The sequence below is a fragment of the Dactylosporangium sp. NPDC005572 genome (assembly GCF_040605515.1).
Classification (GTDB): Bacteria; Actinomycetota; Actinomycetes; order Mycobacteriales; family Micromonosporaceae; genus Dactylosporangium.
This window is the reverse complement of record NZ_JBEXCY010000088.1, coordinates 22,125-45,074: the sequence shown is the minus strand read 5'-3', so window position 1 is coordinate 45,074 and position 22,950 is coordinate 22,125. Positions and strand designations below refer to the sequence as shown.

22 protein-coding genes are annotated in these 22,950 nt (G+C 68.2%); 15 read left to right on the top strand and 7 right to left on the bottom strand.

The features are described from left to right. The first annotated feature begins 278 nt into the window (after window positions 1-278). Window positions 279-1,256 (top strand): hypothetical protein, encoded by a 978-nt coding sequence (locus ABZS66_RS33425; protein ID WP_354764736.1) that lies wholly within the window; start codon window positions 279-281, stop codon window positions 1,254-1,256. Window positions 1,257-1,442: 186 nt separating this feature from the next. Continuing rightward, on the top strand, window positions 1,443-1,703 hold the full coding sequence (locus ABZS66_RS33420; protein WP_354764734.1) for a serine hydrolase domain-containing protein: 261 nt from the start codon (window positions 1,443-1,445) through the stop codon (window positions 1,701-1,703). A gap of 12 nt (window positions 1,704-1,715) precedes the next feature. Here ABZS66_RS33420 and ABZS66_RS33415 read toward each other — a convergent pair whose 3' ends face one another. After that, entirely contained in the window at window positions 1,716-2,624 is a 909-nt protein-coding gene (locus tag ABZS66_RS33415; protein WP_354764732.1) for an SDR family NAD(P)-dependent oxidoreductase, read from the bottom strand. 244 nt (window positions 2,625-2,868) lie between these two features. On the opposite strand from ABZS66_RS33415, the gene ABZS66_RS33410 reads away from it, so the two are divergent. The 3 genes from ABZS66_RS33410 (at window position 2,869) to ABZS66_RS33400 (ending at window position 7,574) form a co-directional block, all read left to right on the top strand. Continuing rightward, entirely contained in the window at window positions 2,869-3,168 is a 300-nt protein-coding gene (locus ABZS66_RS33410; protein WP_354764730.1) for a histidine kinase, read from the top strand. Between the two features lie 569 nt (window positions 3,169-3,737). Beyond that, entirely contained in the window at window positions 3,738-4,304 is a 567-nt protein-coding gene (locus ABZS66_RS33405; protein WP_354764728.1) for a sigma-70 family RNA polymerase sigma factor, read from the top strand. 432 nt (window positions 4,305-4,736) lie between these two features. Continuing rightward, on the top strand, window positions 4,737-7,574 hold the full coding sequence (locus tag ABZS66_RS33400) for an AAA family ATPase (RefSeq protein ID WP_354764726.1): 2,838 nt from the start codon (window positions 4,737-4,739) through the stop codon (window positions 7,572-7,574). Window positions 7,575-8,224: 650 nt separating this feature from the next. Here the strand turns inward: ABZS66_RS33400 and ABZS66_RS33395 are convergent. Further along, a complete protein-coding gene (locus ABZS66_RS33395; RefSeq protein WP_354764724.1) occupies window positions 8,225-8,932 on the bottom strand; it encodes a response regulator transcription factor in 708 nt (235 codons plus the stop codon). A 509-nt stretch (window positions 8,933-9,441) separates the two neighbouring features. Between ABZS66_RS33395 and ABZS66_RS33390 the strand changes: the two genes are divergently transcribed. From ABZS66_RS33390 to ABZS66_RS33365, 6 genes are all read left to right on the top strand, one after another. Continuing rightward, entirely contained in the window at window positions 9,442-9,777 is a 336-nt protein-coding gene (locus tag ABZS66_RS33390; RefSeq protein ID WP_354764722.1) for a hypothetical protein, read from the top strand. A 448-nt stretch (window positions 9,778-10,225) separates the two neighbouring features. Continuing rightward, window positions 10,226-11,125, top strand: coding sequence for a patatin-like phospholipase family protein (locus ABZS66_RS33385; RefSeq protein WP_354764720.1), 900 nt, complete (start codon window positions 10,226-10,228; stop codon window positions 11,123-11,125). Between the two features lie 104 nt (window positions 11,126-11,229). Next, window positions 11,230-12,195 carry an oxidoreductase gene (locus ABZS66_RS33380; protein WP_354764719.1) on the top strand — a complete coding sequence of 322 codons (966 nt, stop codon included), beginning with the start codon at window positions 11,230-11,232 and terminating at the stop codon, window positions 12,193-12,195. Between the two features lie 13 nt (window positions 12,196-12,208). Continuing rightward, window positions 12,209-12,964: an SDR family NAD(P)-dependent oxidoreductase gene (locus ABZS66_RS33375; RefSeq protein WP_354764717.1), complete on the top strand. Its 756-nt coding sequence runs from the start codon at window positions 12,209-12,211 to the stop codon at window positions 12,962-12,964. Between the two features lie 310 nt (window positions 12,965-13,274). Next, on the top strand, window positions 13,275-13,712 hold the full coding sequence (locus ABZS66_RS33370) for an ester cyclase (protein ID WP_354764715.1): 438 nt from the start codon (window positions 13,275-13,277) through the stop codon (window positions 13,710-13,712). Window positions 13,713-14,232: 520 nt separating this feature from the next. Further along, complete coding sequence (locus tag ABZS66_RS33365; RefSeq protein ID WP_354764713.1) at window positions 14,233-15,234, top strand: patatin-like phospholipase family protein; 1,002 nt, start codon at window positions 14,233-14,235, stop codon at window positions 15,232-15,234. A 443-nt stretch (window positions 15,235-15,677) separates the two neighbouring features. Here the strand turns inward: ABZS66_RS33365 and ABZS66_RS33360 are convergent, their stop codons facing one another. The 5 genes from ABZS66_RS33360 to ABZS66_RS33340 all read right to left on the bottom strand — a co-directional run bounded on the left by ABZS66_RS33360 (window position 15,678) and on the right by ABZS66_RS33340 (window position 19,251). Beyond that, the gene (locus ABZS66_RS33360) at window positions 15,678-15,851 is read right to left on the bottom strand and encodes a hypothetical protein (protein ID WP_354764711.1); all 174 of its coding nucleotides are present in this window, start codon (window positions 15,849-15,851) and stop codon (window positions 15,678-15,680) included. A gap of 134 nt (window positions 15,852-15,985) precedes the next feature. Beyond that, entirely contained in the window at window positions 15,986-16,804 is an 819-nt protein-coding gene (locus tag ABZS66_RS33355; protein ID WP_354764710.1) for an IclR family transcriptional regulator C-terminal domain-containing protein, read from the bottom strand. Window positions 16,805-16,820: 16 nt separating this feature from the next. Continuing rightward, on the bottom strand, window positions 16,821-17,600 hold the full coding sequence (locus ABZS66_RS33350) for an SDR family oxidoreductase (protein WP_354764708.1): 780 nt from the start codon (window positions 17,598-17,600) through the stop codon (window positions 16,821-16,823). Beyond that, entirely contained in the window at window positions 17,597-18,343 is a 747-nt protein-coding gene (locus ABZS66_RS33345; RefSeq protein WP_354764706.1) for an SDR family oxidoreductase, read from the bottom strand. Before ABZS66_RS33345 ends, ABZS66_RS33350 begins: the two co-directional genes overlap by 4 nt. Continuing rightward, complete coding sequence (locus ABZS66_RS33340) at window positions 18,343-19,251, bottom strand: LLM class F420-dependent oxidoreductase (RefSeq protein WP_354764704.1); 909 nt, start codon at window positions 19,249-19,251, stop codon at window positions 18,343-18,345. The genes ABZS66_RS33345 and ABZS66_RS33340 overlap by 1 nt, the downstream gene beginning before the upstream one ends. Window positions 19,252-19,354: 103 nt before the next feature. Between ABZS66_RS33340 and ABZS66_RS33335 the strand changes: the two genes are divergently transcribed. The 4 genes from ABZS66_RS33335 to ABZS66_RS33320 all read left to right on the top strand — a co-directional run bounded on the left by ABZS66_RS33335 (window position 19,355) and on the right by ABZS66_RS33320 (window position 22,946). Next, the gene (locus ABZS66_RS33335) at window positions 19,355-20,452 is read left to right on the top strand and encodes a VOC family protein (RefSeq protein ID WP_354764702.1); all 1,098 of its coding nucleotides are present in this window, start codon (window positions 19,355-19,357) and stop codon (window positions 20,450-20,452) included. Beyond that, the gene (locus tag ABZS66_RS33330; protein ID WP_354764700.1) at window positions 20,449-21,252 is read left to right on the top strand and encodes an amino acid ABC transporter ATP-binding protein; all 804 of its coding nucleotides are present in this window, start codon (window positions 20,449-20,451) and stop codon (window positions 21,250-21,252) included. Before ABZS66_RS33335 ends, ABZS66_RS33330 begins: the two co-directional genes overlap by 4 nt. Next, the gene (locus ABZS66_RS33325) at window positions 21,252-21,992 is read left to right on the top strand and encodes an amino acid ABC transporter permease (protein WP_354764698.1); all 741 of its coding nucleotides are present in this window, start codon (window positions 21,252-21,254) and stop codon (window positions 21,990-21,992) included. The genes ABZS66_RS33330 and ABZS66_RS33325 overlap by 1 nt, the downstream gene beginning before the upstream one ends. 114 nt (window positions 21,993-22,106) lie before the next feature. Next, window positions 22,107-22,946, top strand: a complete 840-nt coding sequence (locus tag ABZS66_RS33320; RefSeq protein ID WP_354764696.1) for an ABC transporter substrate-binding protein — start codon at window positions 22,107-22,109, stop codon at window positions 22,944-22,946. Window positions 22,947-22,950 lie beyond the last annotated feature (4 nt).

The window sequence follows — 22,950 nt, the reverse complement described above, 5'->3', positions numbered from 1 at the left end:
CATGCCCGAGGGGTTCACGCTGCGCGACCTGACCTGCCCGGCCCTGGTGGTTCACCGCTGGGCTCCCAGCTGGCACGAGACCACCATTGCGACACCGGCCAGATACCCAAACAACGGCGGTTCCGCGCAATGACGGATCAATTGTCGTCGGTGTTGGGTGGCACACCGCTGGGCGGTACTTGCGGATATGCGGCGAGGTCAACCTATGAAAGTGGTGATTCGTGAAGGTCCAGCTCCGGATTTCACTGCGTGGGGCGGCCGGCTTGGCCAATGCATCTGTGCCGACCAGGAAGACACCCGGCTCCGCCGTCCGGGGCATGCGCCCGCAGTGGGCGACCCCGTACGCCAGCCTCGTTGCCGAGCTCGAACACGCCACTGTCGACGCCTCTGGCCTGCCCGCCCGGCTCGACACCGAGACCATCATCGGCTGGGACTTCGGCAATGGCACCTCGGCCAGTTACCTCGGCGGAACGCACGCCAAGAGCCTGCACACCGGGCCGGACGGCCAGCAATGGCTGTTCAAGCACGACTCCAGCGGGGGCGCCCGGGCCGCCGCCGAAGCCGAAGCCTCGACGGTGTTCGCCGCCGTCGGCCTGCCAGCGGTGCCGGTCTACCGCACCATTGTGGGCGGCAACCACGGCTCTGTGCAGCCGTTGCTGTCCGGCGCTGTGCACTTCCCCGCCTCGCCAGGCAGCTGGACACAGGTCGACGTCGACGCGATCGTGCGCTACCACGTCGGAACCTACGCGGTGAGCAACCACGACGGGCACCCGGAAAACCTGCTGCGCGCTTCCGCCGGCGGCATGGTGGCCATCGACCTCGGTCAAGCGTTCAAACACTGTCACGAGGACGCGCTGTCACTGTCGTACAACCCGGTCAGCCGTACCGTGCCGCACAGCCTCTACCGCGCCCACCTCGCTGGTGCCCTGCCCGCCGGCGTGAAGCTCAACGTCGCCGCGGCGTACCCGGTCCTGACCGCGTTCGAACGGATACCCGACGCGCAGTGGCGCGTCATGCTGCACGACACCGCCCACACCGGCGCCAAAGCCGGGATGAACTGGACCAACGCCATGCGCGGCCGCGCAGCCGCCAAGCACGGCATCGCCGCGGACAACGTCACCACCGAGCAGATCGCCGATGCGTTCCTTGACGCCGCCGTCCAACGCAAGCAGGGCCTCCGGCAGTCGTTCACCGACTTCTTCGCTGGCGAGCTCAACATTGCCAGCGCTCCAACCCTGCTCAAGGCAGGCCACTGACCGTGGGTCCCGGTTCTGGGCACCGGTCCAGGACGAAACACCAGACCAATGCGATGGCCCCACCGCGCCGCCCCGCCTCGAAACCACCACGCCGCCAACTCCGACGGCAACGACCAGCGCGGCAACCCGGTCGGCCCCGCGCGGCCCGTTCGCCGCCGTCGCAACTGCGGAGCGCGCAGGTTCGCTATGATTCTGCAGCTCGTTGATGAGGGCCCCGTCGAGCTTGACGCGCCGGTCGAGACCTACCTGCCGGGGGTGAATCGCTTCCCGAACCAAGGCGCCGACCGTGACGGCCCGACCATCACCGTACGGAACCTGCTCCAACATGCCAGCGGAATAGCCAACCGCAAGGGTTCCACGGCTCAGGGCACCGTCAGCACATCCCTGGCGGCGGGATCCCAATCGGTGCCCGGAACCACCCCCTGGTACTCCAACGCCCGACACTAGCGAAAAGTGGCGTTAGGCCGGCCCCGGGTTGTCGACGCTGACGGTCACCGCGCGCCACTGCTGGTCGGCCTCGGCACGGGTGCGGTCGCTGGCCGTCACGGCTTGGAGGGCATCGCGTCCAAGCACGAGGCGTAGGGGCGGCTCGGCGGCGTCGACCGCGGTGATAACGGCGCGGGCGCACAGGGTCGGGTCGCTCGGCTCCTGGCCGAGGTTGGCCTGGATGAGCCGGGCAAGTCGCCCGACGGTCTCGTCGTAGTCGGGTCCGATCGGTCCGATGTGCATGGACGCGCCGCCCCAGCCGGTACGGATGCCGCCGGGCTCGATTAGCGTGACCGCGATGCCCAGTGGAGCCAGTTCGAGTCCAAGGGTCTCGGAGAAGCCTTCGATGGCGAACTTTGCGGCCGTGTCGGCACTAAGGCCGGCGACGCCGAACCGCCCACTGATTGCGGAGATCTGCACGATGTGGCCGGCGCGGCGCGCACGAAAGTGGGGTACGACGGCGCGGCAGACCTCGACGGCGCCGAAGAAGTTGACCTCCAGTTGGTCGCGGAATGACTGTTGCGGGGTCTCCTCGAACGAGGAGATCTCGGCCCAACCAGCGTTGTTGACCACGATGTCCAACTTGCCGAGGGAGCCGATCGCCGCGTTCACAGCGGCGTGCACCTGTTCCGGCTCGGTCACGTCGAGCCGGAACGGGAACGCCCGCTCGGGGTAGAGTTCGACGAGGTCCTGCACCTTCTCGGGGTCTCGGGCCGTGACGGCCACGCGGTCCGCGGTCTCCGCCAGGATCGTCTCGGCCAAGGCGCGGCCGAGCCCACGGGAACAGCCTGTGATCAGCCAACTGCGCAACCTGCACCCTCTCTCTGACGCAACGCGCCTATTACTGTGCCAGTATGCACATGTGATCGCCGGGACCTTCATTGACCCGCGGTCGGGCTCCGTGGCGTACGGCAGCTCCGCGGTGGCCGGAGCACCGCCTGGTTCGGGCGTAGGCCGCAGGCGGCGTGCTCGCGCAGCCTCAGGTCGACGGTGCAGCCTGGCGGTCCGGCAACACATCGATCGTTCGGCGGATGGAACCTGACCAATGATCGGATCTCTTGTCGGGCCAGCGTCTTGGCGTGATCCGCATCGATGGCTCGGTGAGCAAATCGCGACAGTCTCGTGCATGCGGCCGGAACCATTGCTGGCCGATGCCGAGGCGCGCATAGACGGTTTCACCGAACTTGTGGCTACCGCCATCGTGAACGCTGAGAATCGCAGCCAGCTAGTCGCATCACGTGCCCGGATTGTCGCTGCCGCGGATGAAGCGCGCCAACGCATCGAGCGCGATCTGCACGACGGCGCGCAACAGCAGATCCTTTCGTTCGTACTCGAGCTTCGTGCGGCCGAGGCGGCCTTGCCCCTCACTTGGGGCAGGTCAAGGAACAGCTATCGGGACTGGCCGTTCGCCTCAATGACGTCTTGACTGGCCTACGGGAGCTGTCACGAGGCATTCACCCGGCAATCCTGACCGAATGCGGTCTGGGACCGGCTGCCAAGGCGCTAGCCCGCCGCTCGCCGGTCCCGGTCGAGGTTCACCCGTCGTCAACCGACGATTGCCCGCAGGAATCGAGGTGGCCGCGTATTACGTTGTTCCGGAATCACTGACGAACGCGGCGAAGCATGCGCAGGCGACCGTCATCCGTGTCGAGGCGGAGGTGCGGGACGAGGTTTCTCCATCTCGTCACCCGCGACGACGGAGTCGGTGGTGCGATCCTCTCACGCGGATCTGGGCTCACCGGTCTCGTGGACCGCAGTGAGGCGGTTGGCGGCCGGTTGACGATCGACAGCCCTACCGGCGGCGGAACCTCGCTATCCGCCACAGTCCCGATCGGTGTCGACGAGCCGTCGGATCGGCACTAACGGGACGGCTCTTGCTGTACCACACCGAACTTGTGGCGGCGTCAAGAAATGGGTGACTTGACGGATGACTCGAGTCCTTGACCAGATGACGCTGACTGGGCACAGACGAGACTGTCAAGGAGGGCTCACGCCGTGGCTCTGTCGGCCCCGAAGATGATCGCCGAACCGTCATGTGAGCAACAGGTGGGCGATCATGGCCCTGCGAGGACCGACGAGTGGATGCGGACCCTGTACCGGGAGAACGCGCGTCCGCTCTACCGGTTCCTGCTGCGAATGACAGGTGAACGGCAGGCTGCCGAGGATCTGTTGCAGGAGACGCTGCTACGGGCCTGGCGCAATCGGGACAACCTGCCCGCGGATTTCCGCGTTCTCCGGCGCTGGATGTTCACCGTGGCGCGGCGAGTGGCCATCGACGCGTTTCGGGCCCGCGACGCCCGGCCCATGGAGGTGGGAGCCATCGATGTTTCGGGGTTGCCGTCCACGCATGATGCCATCGAACAGCTGCTCACGGTCCAGACCGTCCGAAGGGCATTGGGTTCGTTGACTCCAGAGCACCGCGCTGTGCTTGTCGAGCTCTATTTCCGTGGCCGGATGGCCGCCGAAGTGGCCACGCTGCTCGGCATTCCCGAGGGCACGGTCAAGTCCCGGGCGTACTACGCGGTACGGCAAATGCGCGAGGTGACAGGACTCGGCAAGTGAGATCCGCCTTCCATGCAAGGTCATGGCCTGCGGCAACCTCGGCCCGGGCTTTCCCGGACGTTCGGATACCCTGAGCCTCGATCCGCCGATGAGGTTTGGATGCGCAGTTCGTCTGAATTCAAGATCCTGGGCGTTTTTCGGCGCGCGTAAGAGCTTCACGGTTGTCGATGCGTTTGGGGATCCGGCGTCCCGGATGGCCGACGCCCGCGCATTTAACTGTCTGGTGTGGACGGTCAGATGGGTGGGCTAGCATCGTGCTGAGCGGCCGTAGGAAACCGATCGTTCGTGACCACCGCGGCAGTATCCACGGCTGCCGGGCCCGTCACGGTCATCAGGTGGGTCTCCTTGATCAGAAGTTTTACCGAGCTGTAGTCCAGCGAGCGCCGACATAGGCATTACACAATCTTTGTTGTTTGTGACATAGTCCCGCCCATGGGACTACCGACTGCCGCGTTCGTGGGTCGAGGGCCGGAGTTGGCTGTGCTGAACGCCCTTGTCGCCGGGGTGCAGGCGGGTCGGGGCGGGGTGGCGTGGATCGAAGGCGAGCCCGGCGTCGGGAAGACGGCACTGGTGGACCTGGTGGCCGAGCAGGCTGCGGCGGCCGGGTGTCAGGTGCTACGCGGGGCCGGCGACGAGCTGATGGAACCGTTCCCATTGCGGTTGATGGCAGAGTGCCTGCGGGTGTCCACGCATGCGGTCGAGGAGTTGCGGGTGCGCATCGCGCGGTTGTTGCAGGGCGATGCGGATGCTGGCATTGATCCGGTGCTCGCGGCCTCGGAGCTCATGTTGGCGTTGGTGGACCAGCTCTGCATGGCCGGGCCAGTGGCCTTGATCGTCGAGGATCTGCACTGGTCGGACGAGCCGAGCTTGCTGATATGGAACCGTCTGGCCCGTTCGGTGGATCAGATTCCGCTGCTGCTGATGGGAACCTGCCGACCGGGTTCGTCCCGGGCGGCGGTCGGCCGGTTGCGTGCTATGGCCGGTAGCTGCGGTGGTGTGGTGCTGGATGTGACGCCACTCGTCGACACGGAGGTGCGGCAGTTGGCGGAACGTCTTGTGGGCCAGCCCGGGCCGCGCCTGTCCCGAGAGTTGGAGCGCGCCGGCGGGATTCCGCTCTACGTGCACGAATTGCTGGAGGCGCTGGTGCGCGAGGGCCTTGTTGCCATCAACGCCGGCGTGGCCGAGCTGACTGGGGACAGCCAGAGGCTTCCGCGGTCGCTTGCCGAGTCTATTGAACGTCAACTGCGCTTTCTGCCCGACTCGACGCTGCACTCCCTACGTATGGCGGCGTTGCTGGGCAACGAGTTCCGGGCACGGGATTGGTCGGCAGTGATCGGCCTGCCGGTGGCAGAGGTGACGGATGTCGCTAGCCAAGCCATGGCCGGTGGGGTGCTCAACGGCGACGGTGATCGGCTGCAGTTTCGCCACGAGCTCATCCGGCAGGTATTGGAGGGGCAGACGGCGCCGGCGCTCCGCTCGGACCTGCATGCACATTTCGCGAGCCTGTTGGCGGCGGCCGGAACTCGAGCCGATACGGTGGCGCGGCAGCTGCTGGCGGGGCCGGCCGTGTTGGACGAATGGGCGCTGGACTGGTTGGCTGCCGCCCCCCAGTCACTGCTCTATACCGCGCTCGGCGTGTCGGTGGACCTGCTCGGTCGGGCGTTTGCGCAGGTGTCCGAAGACAATCCCCGGTGGGTGGCACTGGGGACACGGCTGGCACAGGTGCTGCTGTGGTCCGGCCGTAATGACGAGGAGGCCTGTGAGGTGGCCGCACGGGTGGCCGCGCGGGTCGTGGACGGCGAGGTAGCCGCCCGGATGCAGGTGATCGCCGTACGGGCGGCCGGGCGGCAGGGGCGGTACGAGAAGGCGCGGACGCTGGCGAGCGTCGTGGATGACCGGTTTCCCCTGCGGTTTCGGGCCCAGTTGGGAGCCTGGGAGGCAATGACGCTGGCATACCTCGGCCGGGCTGACGAGGGCCGACGACGTGTCGCGGAGTCGGTCGCCGACGCGGAGCGGTCGGGGGACGGATTGACCATAGGGCATGCCCATCACGTGGCGGCCCGGCTTGGCGATCGCCGGTCGGCGCTGCAGCACCTCGACGCGGCGCTAGTCGCGTTGGGCAATGACCCAGAATCGCTGGAGCTGCGGTTGCAGCTGTACAGCCGCCGGATTGAGGAACTGCATCGCCTCGGCCTGTCCCACGAGGTCCAGACAACGCTGGCAACGACCCGGCGGCTGGCCGAGGGAGTGGCAGGCTACGTCGCTGACTGGACTACGAACCTGGCCGCAATGATCGGCTATGAGCGCGGCGACTGGGACGAGATGTTGCTCACCGTGGACGATCCCGGCCTAGAGCTCAGCGCCACCGAGGTGCGCGTGCTGATCCACGAATTGGCAGCCATGGTAGCGCTGCGCAGGGAACAGCCCGACCGCGCCCAGGCCTACCTCGCCGCCGTCGGCATGGGCAAGGGCCCCGAACCCTCTCTGGACAATGCGACACCGGATGTGATCATGTATCTGAGCGAGATCCGGGCGTTGCAGGCAGAGATCAGCGGAGACTTGCGGCGGGCGCTTGAGTGTCGCAAGGCATGGCTGGACCTGTCCGAGCCGGACCGTCACCGAAACAGCTCGCGGATCATCGACTTGGGAATTTCCGCGGCTAGGGCGGGGGACAGTGCCACGGGCTGGCAGGTCGTTAAGGCGTGCCTGGCAAACCCCTACGCCGATGGTGACACTCCCATGACCGTGGCAGGAAACTGTTGCAAGGCACTGCTGGGGGACAACGCCGAGGAGTTGCTGCGGCAGGCCGAGGAGTGCGAGCAGCGCGTCGGGTGGATTGTGCTGCGGGCACAGCTTCTGGAGGAGGCCGCCGTACGCCTGGCCGTCACCGGCGACATCGCCCGGGCCCGGACCGCGTTCACTGACGCCGTGCGCATCTACGACCGGCTCGGCGCGACCTGGGACCTGCGGCGGGCCGACCAGCGCCTGCGCCAATACGGTATCCGGCGCGGGCCGCATACCCTGCACCGGCGTGCCACCACCGGCTGGACCGCGCTGACCCCGGCCGAGTTGCGGGTAGCTCAGCTAGTCGCCGGGGGAATGTCCAACCCTGGCGTGGCTAAGGAACTGTATCTGTCCCGTAGCACCGTGCAGACGCACGTCTCCAACATCCTGGCCAAGCTTCAGCTGCGCTCCCGGGTACAACTGGCCCGGGAGTTCGATCGACACGAATCCGAGGCGCGAGCAGCCGGGCGGCCCGAACCCAGCTGACCCGGCCACCTCGGACGACCACCGAACGACTACACCTTGGAGGACGAGCAACGTAGCCCGCACCAACTCGCCAGCGTTCCCGGCGAAGGGTACGACACATCCACCCCCAGGGATGCGCCGAGCGTCAACACACACCCCACTTCGCCAAAGAGCACTCAACCGTCAGCAGTTGAAACCCCTGCCGCCTTGGCATCCGGGGCGGGCTCGACGACCCGGGCAAGTCCTTCGGGCGCGCTACCCGCCACGGCGGCGGGGCGCCGGGAACTGCCACCAATCCGGACTCCGTCACCGCCGAGGTCGCGGAGGCGGCTGCCGGTCGCGGTCAGTGTCGCGGTGCCCTCGACGAGGATGCCGGGGCCAGCGGTCTCGGAAAAGTCGCAATCGGTGAGCGTGACGCGGGTCCGTTCGCACATGTGCAGTCGCGTTCCCGCGACCCGCGCAATCGATCAGGTCGGCGCTGCTGGACTGGGTCAGCATCACGCCAGGGCCTTCGACGTCCTCGACTGTGCACCCGGCGAACCCCACGACCACATCGCTGCTGGCCAGATCACTGCGCCGTCCGGCGGCGGATCTCAGCGCCGCGTTGATGCTGCAGTGGGTCCCCCAGCCCCTTCAATGCGACCCGGATCGTCGAGCCGGTCGCCGCGCCGTTACCTTGCATCGTCCACGTGGCCCAGCTTGATTGCCATCTGGACCAGGGCAGCTTTGTTGTTGACGTTCAGCTTGGAGCGGATTCGCCTGGCGTAGGTGTTGACGGTCGCCTGTGATAGGCCCATTCGTGTAGCGATCTGCGACTGCGTGTAGCCCTGGGCGATCAAGCGAAGCGTCTCGACTTCCCGTGGCGCGAGCCGGTTTGGATCTTCCTTTGCAGGGCGGGACAGTTCGTCGTGAAACAAATCGACCAGGTGCCGACACAGATAGAAGCCGCCCCCGGCGACCACCTCGAGCGCGGCGGTGATCGCCTCTTGATCGGAGTGTCTGGTCAGGCACGCGCGTGCGCCGGCGCGGACAACCGGCAGCAGGGCCGGCGCCTGGTCCCAGGCGGACAGTATGAGCGGTCGGCTCACGGAGGCCACCTCCTCAATGATGTCCAATGCCGGCCGGTTGGTGTGCAGTGGCAGGCTAAGGAGCACGAGGTCATAGTTTCCCGACCGCAGATCGAGCTTGTCGACCACGTCGACCGACGCGGTGACGGTTACCAGCCCGCCCAGTTGACTGGTGAGCCGCTCAAAGCCGGCCCGGGCGACCGGTTGATCATCGACAATGGCGACGGCTGCGGCGCGCGGCCGGGCGACGTGCAACGGCCGGTCAGGAAAGGTGTAGACGATCCGGGCTGGCGCGGGTGTCCGGATGGCCACGTCACGCGCGACCGCTGACGGCGGCCGGGCGGCCGGGCTGGGGGGCCGCGCCGCCGTGGACTCCAACGCCGACTCCGGCGGCGCTGGTTGGCTCTCTCGGAGCGCGGGGATTGGTTGGGGACGAAAACTGCCAGACATCTTCGGACTCCCTCACGGGCACCAGGGGACGGAAGATTCGACGCACGCGGGCATCGAAGAGTTCGACCGGCACGCCATCCAGAAAAGACGCGTGGGCGTTGAACTCCTCTGGCACCGGCGCCGTCTGTAGACGGTTGTCAGTTTGATAGCTGGGGACCGCCGTGCAACGACTTGCCGCTTGGCGCCGTCAGAGTCGAGTGAGTCGCATGTTTACGGCTGGCTGCGCGGTGCTGCTCGGGCGCGGCTGTGGCTGTGGGTTGATTCCCGCGTCAGCGGCGCCCAGTGCCGCGCCACCGATCGTGGTTCCGGCGAGCATGCTTTCTGTCGTTGGCCGGGCGGCGGGCGCCTGCCCAACGCTCACCCCACCTCGCTTGGCCGCGCAACTGATGGCGAACTCCGGGTTCAGTTCGACGGCGGCGCTGGCCAGCGCATCCGGCGTCGGGGGACTTACCGATGTCGGCTGGAAGCGCTGGGCCCCGTGGTCCGATGCGGTGCGTTCCGACAACCAGGCCAACATTGTCGCGCTCGCTTACCAGATGTGTGACCCTGATCGGCCAGGCGCGCGCGAGGGCGGTGTCATCGGCGACCAGTGGCGTCTCGCTCTTGCCACGGGGATCGCTGTGTACAGCACGAACAGAATCCTGCACAGCACCTGCCGGTCCGGCACCCGCTTCCACCCGGGGTTGCGCAACCGCCGCGGGTGCTGAGGCGAGAGGGGCTCGATCCGCACCCACAACCCGTCCGGCACGATCCATGGCGGCAGCTCGCCCTTCCGCACGGCCGAAACTGTAGATCATCGTGCACAAGGGACGGAAGTCCCTAGATCATTCCGTTAGGAGCTGTAAGGGGATTGTGGGGCGCCAACGCGGACGGCGACGGTCAGGACGAGGCTGAGTTGAGCATTGCTCATCCTGGGATCGTGTCAACGTCCCGATAGCGGTGACCGCGCCCGCATGTCGGCGGGTCTCTGGGACGCTGCTGAATGCGGTCTTGCGGGGACTACGCGAATGTCATCTACGTTGAAGGCTGTGGGGTCGGCTGACCCGACGAGCGAGATGGACGACAACGACTAACCAGATAGTTTACTCGTCAGGTCTCGTGCGCTCATCTACTAACCGGTCAGATGAACCAGCACCAGCATCCAGGAGTGATCACATGCATACGAAGACCAGCACAGCCAACAGCGGCGTCGCGTCGAGGCGTCCCCGGATCGGGGTCGTGCTCGGTGGTGGTGGTGAGACCGGTATCGCCTGGCAGACTGGGGTGCTTGCGGCGCTCGGTGAGCGGGCTGGGATCACCCCGGCGACGGTCGGTGTGGTGGTCGGGACGTCGGCTGGGGCGTTCTCCGGGCTGTATTTCAGCGCGGGTCTCGACCTGGGTCAGCTGGTCGAGAACGAACGCAAGGGCGAGGTCGCGACGGCGCCGCTGCCGGCCGGCGGTGGGATGTCCGCGATCCCGGACGAGATCATCGCGGCGCTCGGCTCCACCGAAGGCACCATCGAGGAGCGCGGCCGCAGGGTTGGCGCGCTGGCGCTGCAGACGTCGTTGCCGATCTCCAGCGCGGAGTTCGTCACGTACGTGGCGACGATGCTGCCCGGCCCGGAGTGGCCGGCGGCCGACTTCCGTCCGACATCGGTGAACGCGGAGACGGGTCAGACGGTGCTGTGGCGGCGAGAGGACGGGGTGCCGCTGGCCGCGGCGGTGGCGTCGTCTGCCGCGGTCCCCGGTTTCCTGCCGGCGGTTGAGATCAACGGCGGGCACTTCACCGACGCGCCGCGGAACTCGTTCTCGGCCGGGCTGGTCGCCGAGTTGCAGCTCGACGCGATCGTCTACGTCGGGATGCCGACGCCGAACCTGTCGAACACCGTCGAGGAGGAGGCCCTCGACCGGCTCGAGGCCAGCGGGCTGCAGGTGGTCCGGATCACCGGCGGCGACGGCTCCGAGGAGCTGATTCATGAGGCTCTCGACCCGAAGTTGCGTCCCCGTGCGGTCGAGCTCGGCTTGCGTGACGGGACGGCCGCTGCTGCGGCCGTGGCCGCGTTCCGCGCCGCCTGACCAGGCGGTCGGAGCCCGGGTTCCGGCCCTGTCGGGGCGTTCCTGCACGCCGCACCGTTTCCTTTCATCGTTCGTCACGCCACATCCTCATCCCGGAGTTGAGCATGACTTCTACGACGCGCACCGTGTCACAGTGGACGCCTGAGCAGATTCCTGACCTGTCGGGTCGCACGGCGTTCATCACCGGCGGGAACAGCGGTATCGGGCTGGAGACTGCCCGGGTGCTGGTTCGTCATGGCGCCACGGTCATCCTGGCTGGCCGTGACCAGCGCAAGCTGGACCGGGCGGCCGACGGGCTGCGTCTCGAGCAGCCGGGCGCGGACGTGCATACCGCGGTCCTGGACCTGGGGGCGCTGGCGTTGATCGCGGCGGCGGCCGGGCGGCTGGCCAAGACCGCGACGCTTGACATGCTGTTCAACAACGCCGGGGTGATGAACATCCCCGAGCGGCGTACCACCGCGGACGGGTTCGAGCTGACCTTCGGCACCAATCGCCTCGGGCACTTCGCGCTTACTGCCGGGCTGCTGCCCGCGTTGCTGCGCGCGCTAGCCGCGCGGATCGTCACGGTCAGCGCCATCGCCGCGACGTGGCGGGTCGGCCGGCAGGAAGATGTGATGAGCCAGCGCCGATACGGCCCGATGCGCGCCTACGCGAAGTCCAAGCGGGCCAACGTCGTGTTCACCGCCGAGCTCGCCCGGCGCCTGGCCGGGACGAACGTCACCCCGGTCGTGGTACACCCCGGCTCGGCCGTGACGAACCTGCAGCAGCACAACCAGAGCCCGCTCACCCGGGCCGTGATCGCCCTCACCCGCCGCATCGCCATGAGCTCGCCGCAAGGCGCGGCCTGGCCGTCGCTCTACGCGGCCACCAGCCCCGACATCGTCAGCGGCGGCTTCTACGGCCCGGCCGGCCGGGACCAGACCTCCGGCACCCCGAAACGCCTCGACCCGTCCACCGACGCCACTAACCCCACCGAAGGCGCACGACTGTGGACCGAGAGCGAACGACTCACCGGCATCCACTTTTTAGCTGTGACGTCGACGCGACCCCGGGTCTCGATCCATAGCTGACAGGAGCACGAACATGATCGACCCGCTCAAACCGTTCGCCGGGAAGGTCGCCCTGGTGACCGGCTCCGGGACCGGTATCGGGCCGGCCACCGCCGAGCACCTCGCCCGGGAGGGTGCCGCGGTCATCCTCGTCGGGCGGCGACCAGGGCCGCTGGAGGAAGCAGCCGACAGCATCCGCGCCACCAGCGGCACGGCGTATCCATTCCCGGCCGACGTGAGCAACCCGGGGCAGGTAGCCGCCGCGGTCGACTTCGCCGTCGGCAGTGGCGGGGCGCTGCACCTCGCGGTCAACAACACCGGGGTGTCCGGCGGCGCCAGCCGTCTGGTCGACCTCGACGTCGACGCCTACCGGCAGGTCATGGGCGTCAACCTGGACGCGGCCTTCTACGGCCTGAAGTACCAGATCCCGGCGATCATCGTCGCCGGCGGCGGCGCGATCGTCAACGTCTCCAGCGTCGACGCCGACCGGGGCCACGTCGACTACACCGCCTACACGGCCACCAAGCACGCCGTACGCGGGCTTACCCGCGCCGCTGCGCTGGAACATGCGACTACCGGCGTGCGGATCAACGAGCTGCAGCCAGGCGTGATCGCGACCCCGCTGTCGCGCACCGACCCGCAGGCCACGGCCCGGGCCGAGGCGAAGGTGCCGATGGGCCGCTCTGGACGTCCGAGCGGGACCGCGCAGGCCATTTGCTTCCTGCTGTCGCAGCGGGCCTTCTACATCACTCGCACCTTCTTCTCCGTCGACGGCGGCTTTCTGGCCTGACTACCCCACACCATTTTCGCGTAGCCCCTCCCAGCGCCGGTGGCGGCGGCACCTTGTCCGCCACCACGCCCGGGCCCTACGGTGCCGAAACCGGCTTGGACGACTGCGTCGTCGACGCCACCGATCGCGACGGGTGTGCCCCTGGCAGGCATCGCCCTGGCCGCCCGTATCGGCAGGCCCACCGTCAGATCCGCCGCCGACCGAGCCCAACTCACCGGCCACCCGCGACACGGCCGCGCCCCGTGCCGATACCAACCGCTAGTCCCGAGCCCCTGACCGGCCACGTCGGTCGCACGTTCAAGGAGTCATCATGACCGACATCACCAAGACCGGGGCCAACGAGGCCGTTGTGCGCCGTTTCCTGGAGGAGGTGATCAACGGCGGCGAGCTGGAGTCGCTCGACGAGCTGTGGGCTGCAGATCTGGCCTGGCACGGTGGCAGTCTCGGCGACGTGTACGGCATCGACGCCTACCGGCAGATGCTAGGTGCCGACGCCGGCACGGCGTTCACCGGCATGCACCTCACCATCCAGGAGGTGATCAGCCACGATGACAAGGTCGTCGTCCGGTTCACCAACAGCGGCACCCACACCGGCACCTTCCGCGACCACCCGGCAACCGGCAACTATGCCGAATGGCTCGGCATCGGCATCTACACCGTGCGGGACGGCTGGATCAGCGAAGCGTGGTTCGCCGAAGACATCCTCGGCATGCTCCAGCAGCTCGGCGCCGCCGACCAATCCCGTTGAGCCCAACGGGCACGCCCCTGGGGTGTGGCGGCTTCTCAGCCGGCGGTGGTGCTCAGCCGACTCGATCAGCACTCGACAGTCGCGACTGCGGGACGTGCGACACGAACGCGTCGGCCGCCGCCTCGCGCCATCGGGGCTGGGTCGCCTGCGTATCTGCCATGGCCTACTGACTCAGACTGACTAACCGGATAGATGGAAAGCCGGCGAACCATCAGGCCGAGGCACCCCACCAGGCCCCGCCCACACATACCGAACACTCGCCGCGAAGCTGCACCGGAGCAGGTGAATCCGACGCGTCACGTCCCCGCGAGACCCTCCGCCGCCAGCCACATCCGAATATCAACTATCCAGATAGTTGACGAGCCCGAACATGGCTGCTTGTGCCTAACTGACCAGTCAGTCTGGTCAAACAGCCCCCGCAGATAACCGGTGCGTCAGCAACCAACGCGCCCTGGCAACCGGCAACAGTGCCGGACCACCCACCCCTCGTCGAACTGCAGATCCCTTGAAAGGAACCCCTATGTCCACGTACCGCAGATCCCACCCCCGCCGCCGGTTCCTCGCCGCAGCCGCCGTCCTCGCGGCCGGCCTGCCGCTGCTGGCCGCGTGCGGATCGTCCAGCAGCGACACCGCCCAGCCCGCCAGCACCGCCGCATCAGCGACCCCGGCGCGGCCGCGGGTCGGGATTATCCTCGGCGGCGGCGGCGAGACCGGCATCGCCTGGCAGACCGGTGTGCTCGCCGCCCTGCAGGACAAGGCCGGGCTCACCCCCGACGTCGTCGACGTCGTCGTCGGCACCTCCGCCGGCGCGTTCACCGGCGCCGCGTTTAGCTCCAAAGCCGACCTGCACCAGCTCGTCACCAACGAGAAGACCGGCAACGTCAAGTCTGCACCCGTCACCCCCGGCGCCACCGGCGCCATCCCGCCCCAGATGCTCGCCGCGCTCACCTCCACCGAGGGCACCATCGAGGAACGCGACAAGCGCATCGGCGCCCTCGCCATGAGCATGAAACTGCCGATCACCAGCGCCGAACTCGTCGGCTACGTCGCCACCATGCTCCCTACCACCCAGTGGCCCGCCCTGGACTTCCGTGCCACCACCGTCAACGCCGAGACTGGCAAGACCGTGCTCTGGAAGAGCACCGATGGGGTCCCTCTCCCCGCCGCCGTCGCCTCCTCCGCGGCCGTCCCCGGTTTCCTGCCCACCGTCGAAATCAACGGTCAGCACTACACCGACGCGCCCCGCACCACCTACTCCGCCGCCCTCGTCGCCGAGAAGCGCCTCGACGCCATCATCTACATCGGCATGCCCACCCCGAACCTGTCCAACACCATCGAAGAAGACGCCCTCAAGCAGCTCGAAACCAACGGTCTGAAGGTCGTCCGCATCACCGGCGGGCCTGGCTCCGAAGACGTCATCAAGAATGCCCTCGACCCCAAGTTCCGCCCCAAGGCCGTCGAAATCGGCCTCAACGACGGCACCACCGCCGCCGACAACGTCACCAAACTCCTCCAGCACTAACCAAACCCACAACACACCAAGCCGGCCCCGACAACAGTCGGGGCCGGCCCAGACCCTGGACGAAGAAGTCTGCCCACCAGTTCTCAATCCCCAGAGGACGCTCGCACGGGCGAAGGCGGTGGCTCAGCTGGGCGTGGAGGTCGGGATGGCCGCCGAGGTCGCGTTGCACCTGCCGACCGACGACCAGGTGGTACGGCGACTGCTCGCAGCTGAGACCGAGCACCGTAGTGACGACACCAGAACCCGTAAGTCGCCGGCGGCCGGCGCTCTCAAGGTGACGAGTCCAGTCCTGCGCTGGTACGCCCAGCGCAGCAACCTGCTCTCCGTCAACGGGATGCGTACCTCCGACGAGATCACCACGACAATCCTCGATTCACTCAAGGCTGTCACGGCCGTCATCGTGCTTGTCGAGGCGGACCGGCGCGGCGGGCGGCTTTCAGGAGTCAAGGATAGTGTTGATCTTTGTGGCCGGTGTCGATCAGTTCCTGCGATGACGCCGTGTCGTCCAGGATGGGCTGTGCGACGACGTCGGAGCCGCCGAGGGTGGCGAGCGGCTCGAGCTCGCCGAGGCGCGGTTTCAGCAGGAGTGAGGCAAGCCAACGTCGATGTTTCCTCATCTGAGCCGAACCCCGTACACGTTCCCCGGCGTGTCGCCCCGCAACTCACCACCAAGATCGCAAAAGCGCGAGACACGAGGGCTCAACGAAGCTCAATGCGCAGCTCATGCCGGGGTTCGGGGATGAACGGGTGTTCAGTCGGCCCAATGGTTGGAGTGGCGAAGGCCCAGTTCGATGTCGTCGGCCGCCTCGCGAACTTTGGGAACGAGGGCGCGCATGTCCGCCACCGATTTGCGGCCGATGTGGGTCGATAGGTTGATCGCCGCCCGGACCCGGCCGAGCCGGTCGCGCACGCCGACGGCGATCGCGACCAGGCCCTCCTCCAACTCCTGGTTGACCAGGGCGTAGCCCTCCTCGCGGACCTGCTTGAGGGCGGCCCGGAACTCGCCGGGGTCGGTGATCGTGCGGGGCAGTACCGGGGTGAGCGGGTAGCGGGCCAGGAAGTCGTCCAGGTCAGGTGCTGGCAGGTTGGCCAGAAGGACCCGCCCCATGGCCGTTGCGTGCGCCGGGCGGCGGGCACCGACGTTGACCGAGATGGTCATGAGCGCCGGACCGGGGACTCGCACGACGTAGACGATGTCGCCGCGGTCGAGGATCGAGCCCTCGCTGGCCTCGGCGGTCTCCGCGACCAGTCGTTCCAGGCGGGGGAGCGCCACGTCGGGGAACGACAGCGCCGACAGGTAGGCGTAGCCCAGCTCGAGGACCTGTGGGGTCAGCTCGAAGCGGTTGTTCTTGCCGTAGACGTAGCCGAGTTCGGTGAGGGTGAGCAGGAAGCGTCGCACGGCTGCCCGGGTCAGGCCGGACAGGTGGGCGATCTCGGAGACGGTGAGCGACGGGCGTTCGGTGTTGAACACCCTGATGATCGCCAGTCCCCGTTCGAGGGACTGCACGAAGTCGCGGGAGCGTCCGGTGGCGGTTCCGGCTTGCTCCTCCGGCTCCTCGTCGATCTCCACGCCCATGACCTCCCGGTTAGCGGATGTATGAAGCACCATTGATGTCCAGCGTGGATCCTGTCAGACCTGGTGCGGCGCCCGTCGCGAGGTAGGCGATGATCGAGGCGACCTCGTCGCCGCCGGTCGCCCGGCCCATGGCGAGGCCCCGGTTCGTGGCCTCGATCGCGGCGTCGTCCTTGCCGGCGGTGGACATCCCGGTGTCGAGGACCCCGGGGGCGAGGATGTGAACCTTCACCCCGCGGTGGGCATAGTTGCGGGCGAAGGTCTGGGCGAGGTTGCGGATGGCGGCCTTGGAGGCGGCATAGGCGCTGATGTCGACCAGGCGGGAGCCCTGCTGGGCGGCCCAGCTGGACAGCACGATCACGGTGCCTTCCCCACGCTCGGCGAAGGCGCGGACGGCCTCGCGCATCAGCGCGCCGGCGCCCAGTACGTTGACCTGCAGGGTTTCCGCCCAGCCCTCGTCCCAGACGTGGTCGGGGCCGTCGACCGGCGTGTCCAGGTTGACCGCGGCGTTGAGCACCAGCACGTCGACGCCGTTGCGCCAGGCCATTGCCTCCCGCCACAGCGCGCGGGCCGCGTCGGCGGTGCGCAGGTCGGCCTTGAGCAGCAGCTTCTGCTCTTCGGGCAGGGCGGCTACGGCCCTGGCGGCGCCGTCGACGTGGTCGCGGCAGTGGGCGACGACGTTGGCGTTGGCGGCGGCGAGGGCCTGGGCGATGGCGGCGCCCACGCCGCGGGAGGCGCCGGTCACCAGGACGGTCTTGCCGGCCAGGGCGTTGGCGTCGAGGACCGGCTTCACAGGATGCCTCCGTCGACGTTGAGCAGCTGGCCGGTGATGCCGGAGGACTGGCTGCTGGTGAGGAAAGCGATGGCGTCGGCGACTTCGCCGGCGGTGGCGATGCGGCGTAGGGCGGTGCCGGCGGCGGCCGCCTGCAGGGCCGCGTCGACATCCAGGCCGGTGCTGGCGGCACGGGAGGCCATCCGGCCGCGCAGCGCGTCGGTGGCGATCGGGCCGGGTGCGACGGCGTTGATCCGCACCCCGGCCGGGCCGAGGGCGAGCGCCGCGGAGCGCACGATGCCCAGCGCCGCGTGCTTGCTGGCGGCGTAGGAGATGATGTTGGGGTCGCCGCGCCAGGAGTTGAGCGAGGCGACCACGGTGATGGTGGCGCCCGGCCCGAGCAGCGGTGCGGCGTGCTTGACGGTGGCGGCGACGCCGCGGGCGTTGATCGACACCACCCGGTCGAAGTCGTCGAGGTCCATCGCGGCGGCCGGCTGCCAGCTCGGCACCACCCCGGCGGCGGCGACGACGCCGTCGAGGCCGCCGAGCAGCCGCCTGGCCTCGTTGAGCGCGACGTTGACCGAGGCTTCGTCGCGCACGTCGAGCGTGACCTCGTGCCAGCCCGCGGGCAGGTCGCCCTTGAGACTCGTCGCGAGGTCGAGCACGACGCCGCGGGCACCGAGCTCGGCGCAGCGGCGGACGACGGCAGCGCCGATGCCATTGGCGCCGCCGGTGACGGCGATGAGGCGGTCTTGCAGCAACATCAGAAGGTACTCCCAGCGTCGCGGAGCAGGTCGTGATCCGCCTTGAGGTCTCCGCCGGGCAGCCCGGCGGAGGTGTCGACGATGATCTCGTCGACACCGGCGGCGTGGAGGTCGGCGAGGCGCCGGGCGACGGTGTCGAGGCGGCCGGCCGACTCGACCAGGCGCAGCACGACGGTGAGTTCGGCGGGGTCGCGGCCGACGTCGGCGGCGGCCTGACGCACCGCGGCGATCTCAGCGGCGAGGTGCCCGGGGTCGAGGGTGGGCACTGCCTGCTGGGCGAGCCAGCCGTCGCCGACGCGCCCGGCACGGCGCAGCGCGACGGGGGAGTGCCCGCCGACCAGGACCGGCACCGGGTTCGCCGGGGCGGGCAGGGCGAGGATGCCCGGGGCGAGGTTGTAGTTGCCGGTGTGGTGCCCGCTGGTGCGGCCGGTCCAGCAGTCGCGGAGCAGGGCGATCCACTCGGTCATACGGGCGCCGCGGCCGTCGAAGGGTGCGGCGAGGGCGTCGAACTCCTCGCGCAGCCAGCCGGCACCGATGCCGAGGACGGCCCGGCCGCCGGAGAGCACGTCGAGGGAGGCGACCTGCTTGGCCAGCAGGACCGGGTTGCGCTGGGGCAGCACGAGGGCGGCGGTGCCTAGGCGGACCCGGTCGGTGACCGCGGCGGCGGCGGTGAGGCTGACGATGGCCTCGAGGTAGGGGGTGTCGGTGGGCCAGGTGGCCTTGCCGTCGGCGGCGAACGGGTAGGGCGAGGTGATGACCTCCGGCTGCACGACGTGGTCGCTCACCCAGAGCGAGTCGAAGCCGGCCGTCTCGAGTTCGCGGGCCAGTCGGGGTACCGACGCCGGGCCGACCGTGAGGCCGGTGTGCGGCAGCTTGACACCGATCCGCACCGGCTTTGGTGACGTCACCGAAACACGCCTCCTCTTCTCTTGATCAAAGAGCCCGCGGGAAGCCCGTTGAGGGCAACGCCAAGAGCAGGGAGAACGCGTTGGCGGGGCGCTGAGTACTGCGATGCTAGGAACGATCACGGTTGTGCGTCAAGCGCGCAATCGTTCGCATCGCGGTTCGGTGTGCGTATTGCGCCCACTAGAACGGTGTGCGAGCATCGGCCAACGCGATCTGCGTGTGGCCAGGAGGGTGTCCCGACGAATGGTCGACATCACACGGAAGTTCGGCACGTTGATGGGGTTGGACCACATCGGCGTGGGTGTGTCGGATATAGGCGAATCGTTGCCATTTTACGCAGACCTCGGCTTCACCGACGTCGCGTTCGACTACAGCGGCCCGTTGCCGGGGCTGCAGACGGTCACCGGCCACGGGGAAACGGAGGCGCGGGTGGTCTACCTGCGAACCGCCAACCCGACCGTGCTCGGCCGCGCCTCGATCAAGCTGGTCCAGCTGCTCGACCGTACGTCGCCGGCCAAGCCCGAGGGCCAGGCGTGGGGCGAGCCGGGCATCTGCGAGGTCTGCGTCCATGTCAACGGCCAGGCCGCCTTCTACCGTGACCTCGTCGCTCGCGGCCGCACCGGCATCATGGAGCCCAACGAGGCCGACCTGCCGCCCTACGAGACACACTGCGGCCTGTCCTACGTCGAGGACCCCGACGGCGCCAAGATCGAGCTGATCGAGTGGTCGACCCTCGAGGCCGGCTGGCCCCACCCGGCCGGGCTGCCCCAGGGCGTCAACCACGTCGCCTTCGGCGTCACCGACATCGACCGCACCAAGGCCTTCTACCAGAGCCTCGGCTTCACCGGGCAGCTGTTCGAGTCCAGCGGCTACTTCGAGCCGATGCACCCGTGGTTCGGCACCCGCACCCCGCCGAGCATGCGCATGATGCTGCTGACCACCCCGTTCGGCGGCGCGCTCGAGCCGGTGCAGCACACCCCTGCCTCGCCCGACATGCGCGGCGAGTGGGGGCACCTCGGCACGTTCGAGTTCGGCATCGGCGCCCGCAGCCTCGACATCGCGATCGACCACCTGGTGTCGCTCGGCGTGAAGCTCCTCGGCGAGCCCGCCGCCCTCGATCTCGGCGGCGGGGGCACCTGGCGCTACGCCTACTTCCAGGACCCCGACGAGCTGTTTGTCTGTGTGACGGAGGTCCGCGCATGAGCGGTGCGCAAAGTGCAGCCCACGAGGCGGTCGAGTCCCCACTTCGCGGCGAGCCGTTCATCCAGTTGCGCGGCATCCGCAAGTCCTTCGGCGACCTCGAGGTGCTGCGCGGCATCGACCTGGACATCCACCCTGGCGAGCACGTGGTCATCTTCGGCCCGTCCGGCTCCGGCAAGAGCACGGTGCTGCGCACCATCAACCTGCTCGAGCCGCCGACCGTCGGGTCGCTGCGCGTGGCCGGCGTCGAATACGCCAAGGGTTTGCCCAGCGTGCCGGCCACTCGTCGCGGCAAGCCCCTGGAACTGCGCCGCACGGTCGGCATGGTCTTCCAGCAGTTCAACCTCTTCCCGCATCTCACCGCGCTGGACAACGTTGCCCTGCCGCTGCGTTCGGTGCGCAACGTCAAGCGCGGCGAGGCCCAGCACCGCTCGGCCGAGGCGCTGCGCCGCGTCGGGCTGCTGCAGCGCGCCGCGCACTACCCGGGCCAGCTGTCCGGCGGCCAGCAGCAGCGCGTCGCGATCGCTCGCGCCCTCGCCCTGGACCCCAAGGTGATGCTCTTCGACGAGCCGACCTCGGCCCTCGACCCGGAGCTGGTCGGCGATGTGCTCAAGACGATGCGCGAGGTCGCCGAGACCGGCATGACCATGGTCGTGGTCACGCACGAGCTCGGCTTCGCCCGCGAGATCGGAGACCTCAATGTGTTCATGGAGGACGGCGTGATCGTCGAACAGGGGCCGCGCGGCTTCTTCGAGAACTGCGAGAGCCCACGGGCCCGCGAGTTCATCCTGGCGGTGCGCTGATGAACCTCTCCGACTACGACTGGGGACTCATCTGGGACAACCGCGACGCCCTGCTCAACGGGCTGTGGACCGCGGTCAAGGTCTCCCTCATCGCGCTGATCATCTCCGTCGTCGGTGGTCTACTGCTCGCGGTGCTGCGCATGTCCAAGTCGCCGCTGCGCTGGGTCGCCGTCGGCTACATCAACGTCTTCCGTGGCGTGCCCGCCCTGGTCAGCGTCATCTGGGTGTACTTCGGCGTCTCGTTGGTGCTGGATGTGAACTTCAGCGTCTTCCAGGCCGGCGTCATCGCCCTGTCGCTGCTGTACAGCGCGTTCATGGCCGAGATCTTCCGCTCCGCGCTCAGCGCCATCCCCAACGGGCACCGGGAGGCCGGTCAGGCCCTCGGCATGCGCCCCACCCGGGTGTTCTTCTCCGTCATTCTGCCGCAGGCGGTGAAGGTCGCCCTGCCCAACATCGGCAGCATGTTCATCGGCATGCTCAAGGACACCTCCACCTTCACCGTGATCGGCCTGCTCGAGGTCGTGCGGGTCACCCAGAACCTGGTGTCCCAGACGTTCCAGCCGTTCGTGCTCTACACCGCTGCGGCGGCCATCTACGTGCTCGCCGCGTTCATCATCGACATCCTGTTCCGGCTCGTCGAAGGCGCGTACGCCAGCCCGCCCAAGGGCTCCTTCGCCAAGCTGCTGCGCGCCCGCAAACAGCGCCGCGTCCAGGCGCTGATCGCCCAGATGTCCCAGTAGCCAATCGGGATCTGTTTCACCACATCGCCTCTGTCCAACCCCCGGCAGAGAAGGCTGAAATATCAGCAGAAATGAGGAAACCCCATGATGGCAGGTTCCAGCCCGCGTCGGGCCATGCGACGCACATTCTTGGTGGCGGTGGCGCTGGTCTCCGCGCTGGTCATCGCCGGTTGCGGCGACAGCACGTCCGACAGCGGCAGCGGCGGCTCGAGCGGCGGCGCCGCGGATCTCGGCCTGATGAAGGCCGGCACCCTTACAGTCGGGATGAACCTGCAGTTCAAGCCCGAGATGTACCTCGATGACGCGGGCAAGCCGGCCGGCTACGACGTCGACCTGCTCAACAAGCTCGCCACCGAGCTCGGGCTCAAGCTGGACATCCAGAACCTCGACTTCAACGGCCTGATCCCGGGCCTGCAGAGCAAGAAGTTCGACATGGTCTCGGTCGGCCTCACCGCGACCGACGAGCGCAAGAAGGTCATCGACTTCAGCCGCGCGTACGTGCCGTACACCAGCGTGCTGGCAGTCGGGCAGAACGACACCACGACGCCGTCGATCGACGCCTTCAACCAGAAGGGCAAGATCATCACTGCCCTGCAGGGCTCCAGCGGTGAGCAGCTGGCCAAGAAGACCTTCCCGAACGCCACGGTGAAGGGCTTCCCGGACCAGAACGCCGCGCTGCTGGAGGTCTCCACCGGCCGCGCCCAGGGCAGCGTCCTGGAGGACTACATCCTCGCCCAGTACCAGAAGGCGAACCCGAACCAGGTCAAGAAGGCCGACCTGCCCAAGCCGCTCGACCTCGGCTACGGCAGCTGGGCCGTGCAGAAGGGCAACGACAAGCTGCAGCAGCGGCTGGACACCTTCCTGTGCAAGGCGCAGACCGACGGCACCCTCGAGCAGCTGTACAAGCAGGACTTCGGCGTGACCGAGTTCCCCGAGATGCCCTCGGGCTGCTGAGCCA

Bases quoted from the DNA above. Each gene is read 5' to 3' on its own strand.
- ABZS66_RS33370 (WP_354764715.1), top strand. From the start codon at position 13,275: ATGACCGACATCACCAAGACCGGGGCCAACGAGGCCGTTGTGCGCCGT.
- ABZS66_RS33375 (WP_354764717.1), top strand. From the start codon at position 12,209: ATGATCGACCCGCTCAAACCGTTCGCCGGGAAGGTCGCCCTGGTGACC.
- ABZS66_RS33345 (WP_354764706.1), bottom strand. From the start codon at position 18,343: ATGTTGCTGCAAGACCGCCTCATCGCCGTCACCGGCGGCGCCAATGGC.
- ABZS66_RS33365 (WP_354764713.1), top strand. From the start codon at position 14,233: ATGTCCACGTACCGCAGATCCCACCCCCGCCGCCGGTTCCTCGCCGCA.
- ABZS66_RS33415 (WP_354764732.1), bottom strand. From the start codon at position 2,624: ATGAAGGTCCCGGCGATCACATGTGCATACTGGCACAGTAATAGGCGC.
- ABZS66_RS33385 (WP_354764720.1), top strand. From the start codon at position 10,226: ATGCATACGAAGACCAGCACAGCCAACAGCGGCGTCGCGTCGAGGCGT.
- ABZS66_RS33400 (WP_354764726.1), top strand. From the start codon at position 4,737: ATGGGACTACCGACTGCCGCGTTCGTGGGTCGAGGGCCGGAGTTGGCT.
- ABZS66_RS33320 (WP_354764696.1), top strand. From the start codon at position 22,107: ATGCGACGCACATTCTTGGTGGCGGTGGCGCTGGTCTCCGCGCTGGTC.
- ABZS66_RS33330 (WP_354764700.1), top strand. From the start codon at position 20,449: ATGAGCGGTGCGCAAAGTGCAGCCCACGAGGCGGTCGAGTCCCCACTT.
- ABZS66_RS33410 (WP_354764730.1), top strand. From the start codon at position 2,869: ATGCGGCCGGAACCATTGCTGGCCGATGCCGAGGCGCGCATAGACGGT.
- ABZS66_RS33380 (WP_354764719.1), top strand. From the start codon at position 11,230: ATGACTTCTACGACGCGCACCGTGTCACAGTGGACGCCTGAGCAGATT.
- ABZS66_RS33360 (WP_354764711.1), bottom strand. From the start codon at position 15,851: ATGAGGAAACATCGACGTTGGCTTGCCTCACTCCTGCTGAAACCGCGC.
- ABZS66_RS33335 (WP_354764702.1), top strand. From the start codon at position 19,355: ATGCTAGGAACGATCACGGTTGTGCGTCAAGCGCGCAATCGTTCGCAT.
- ABZS66_RS33325 (WP_354764698.1), top strand. From the start codon at position 21,252: ATGAACCTCTCCGACTACGACTGGGGACTCATCTGGGACAACCGCGAC.
- ABZS66_RS33420 (WP_354764734.1), top strand. From the start codon at position 1,443: ATGATTCTGCAGCTCGTTGATGAGGGCCCCGTCGAGCTTGACGCGCCG.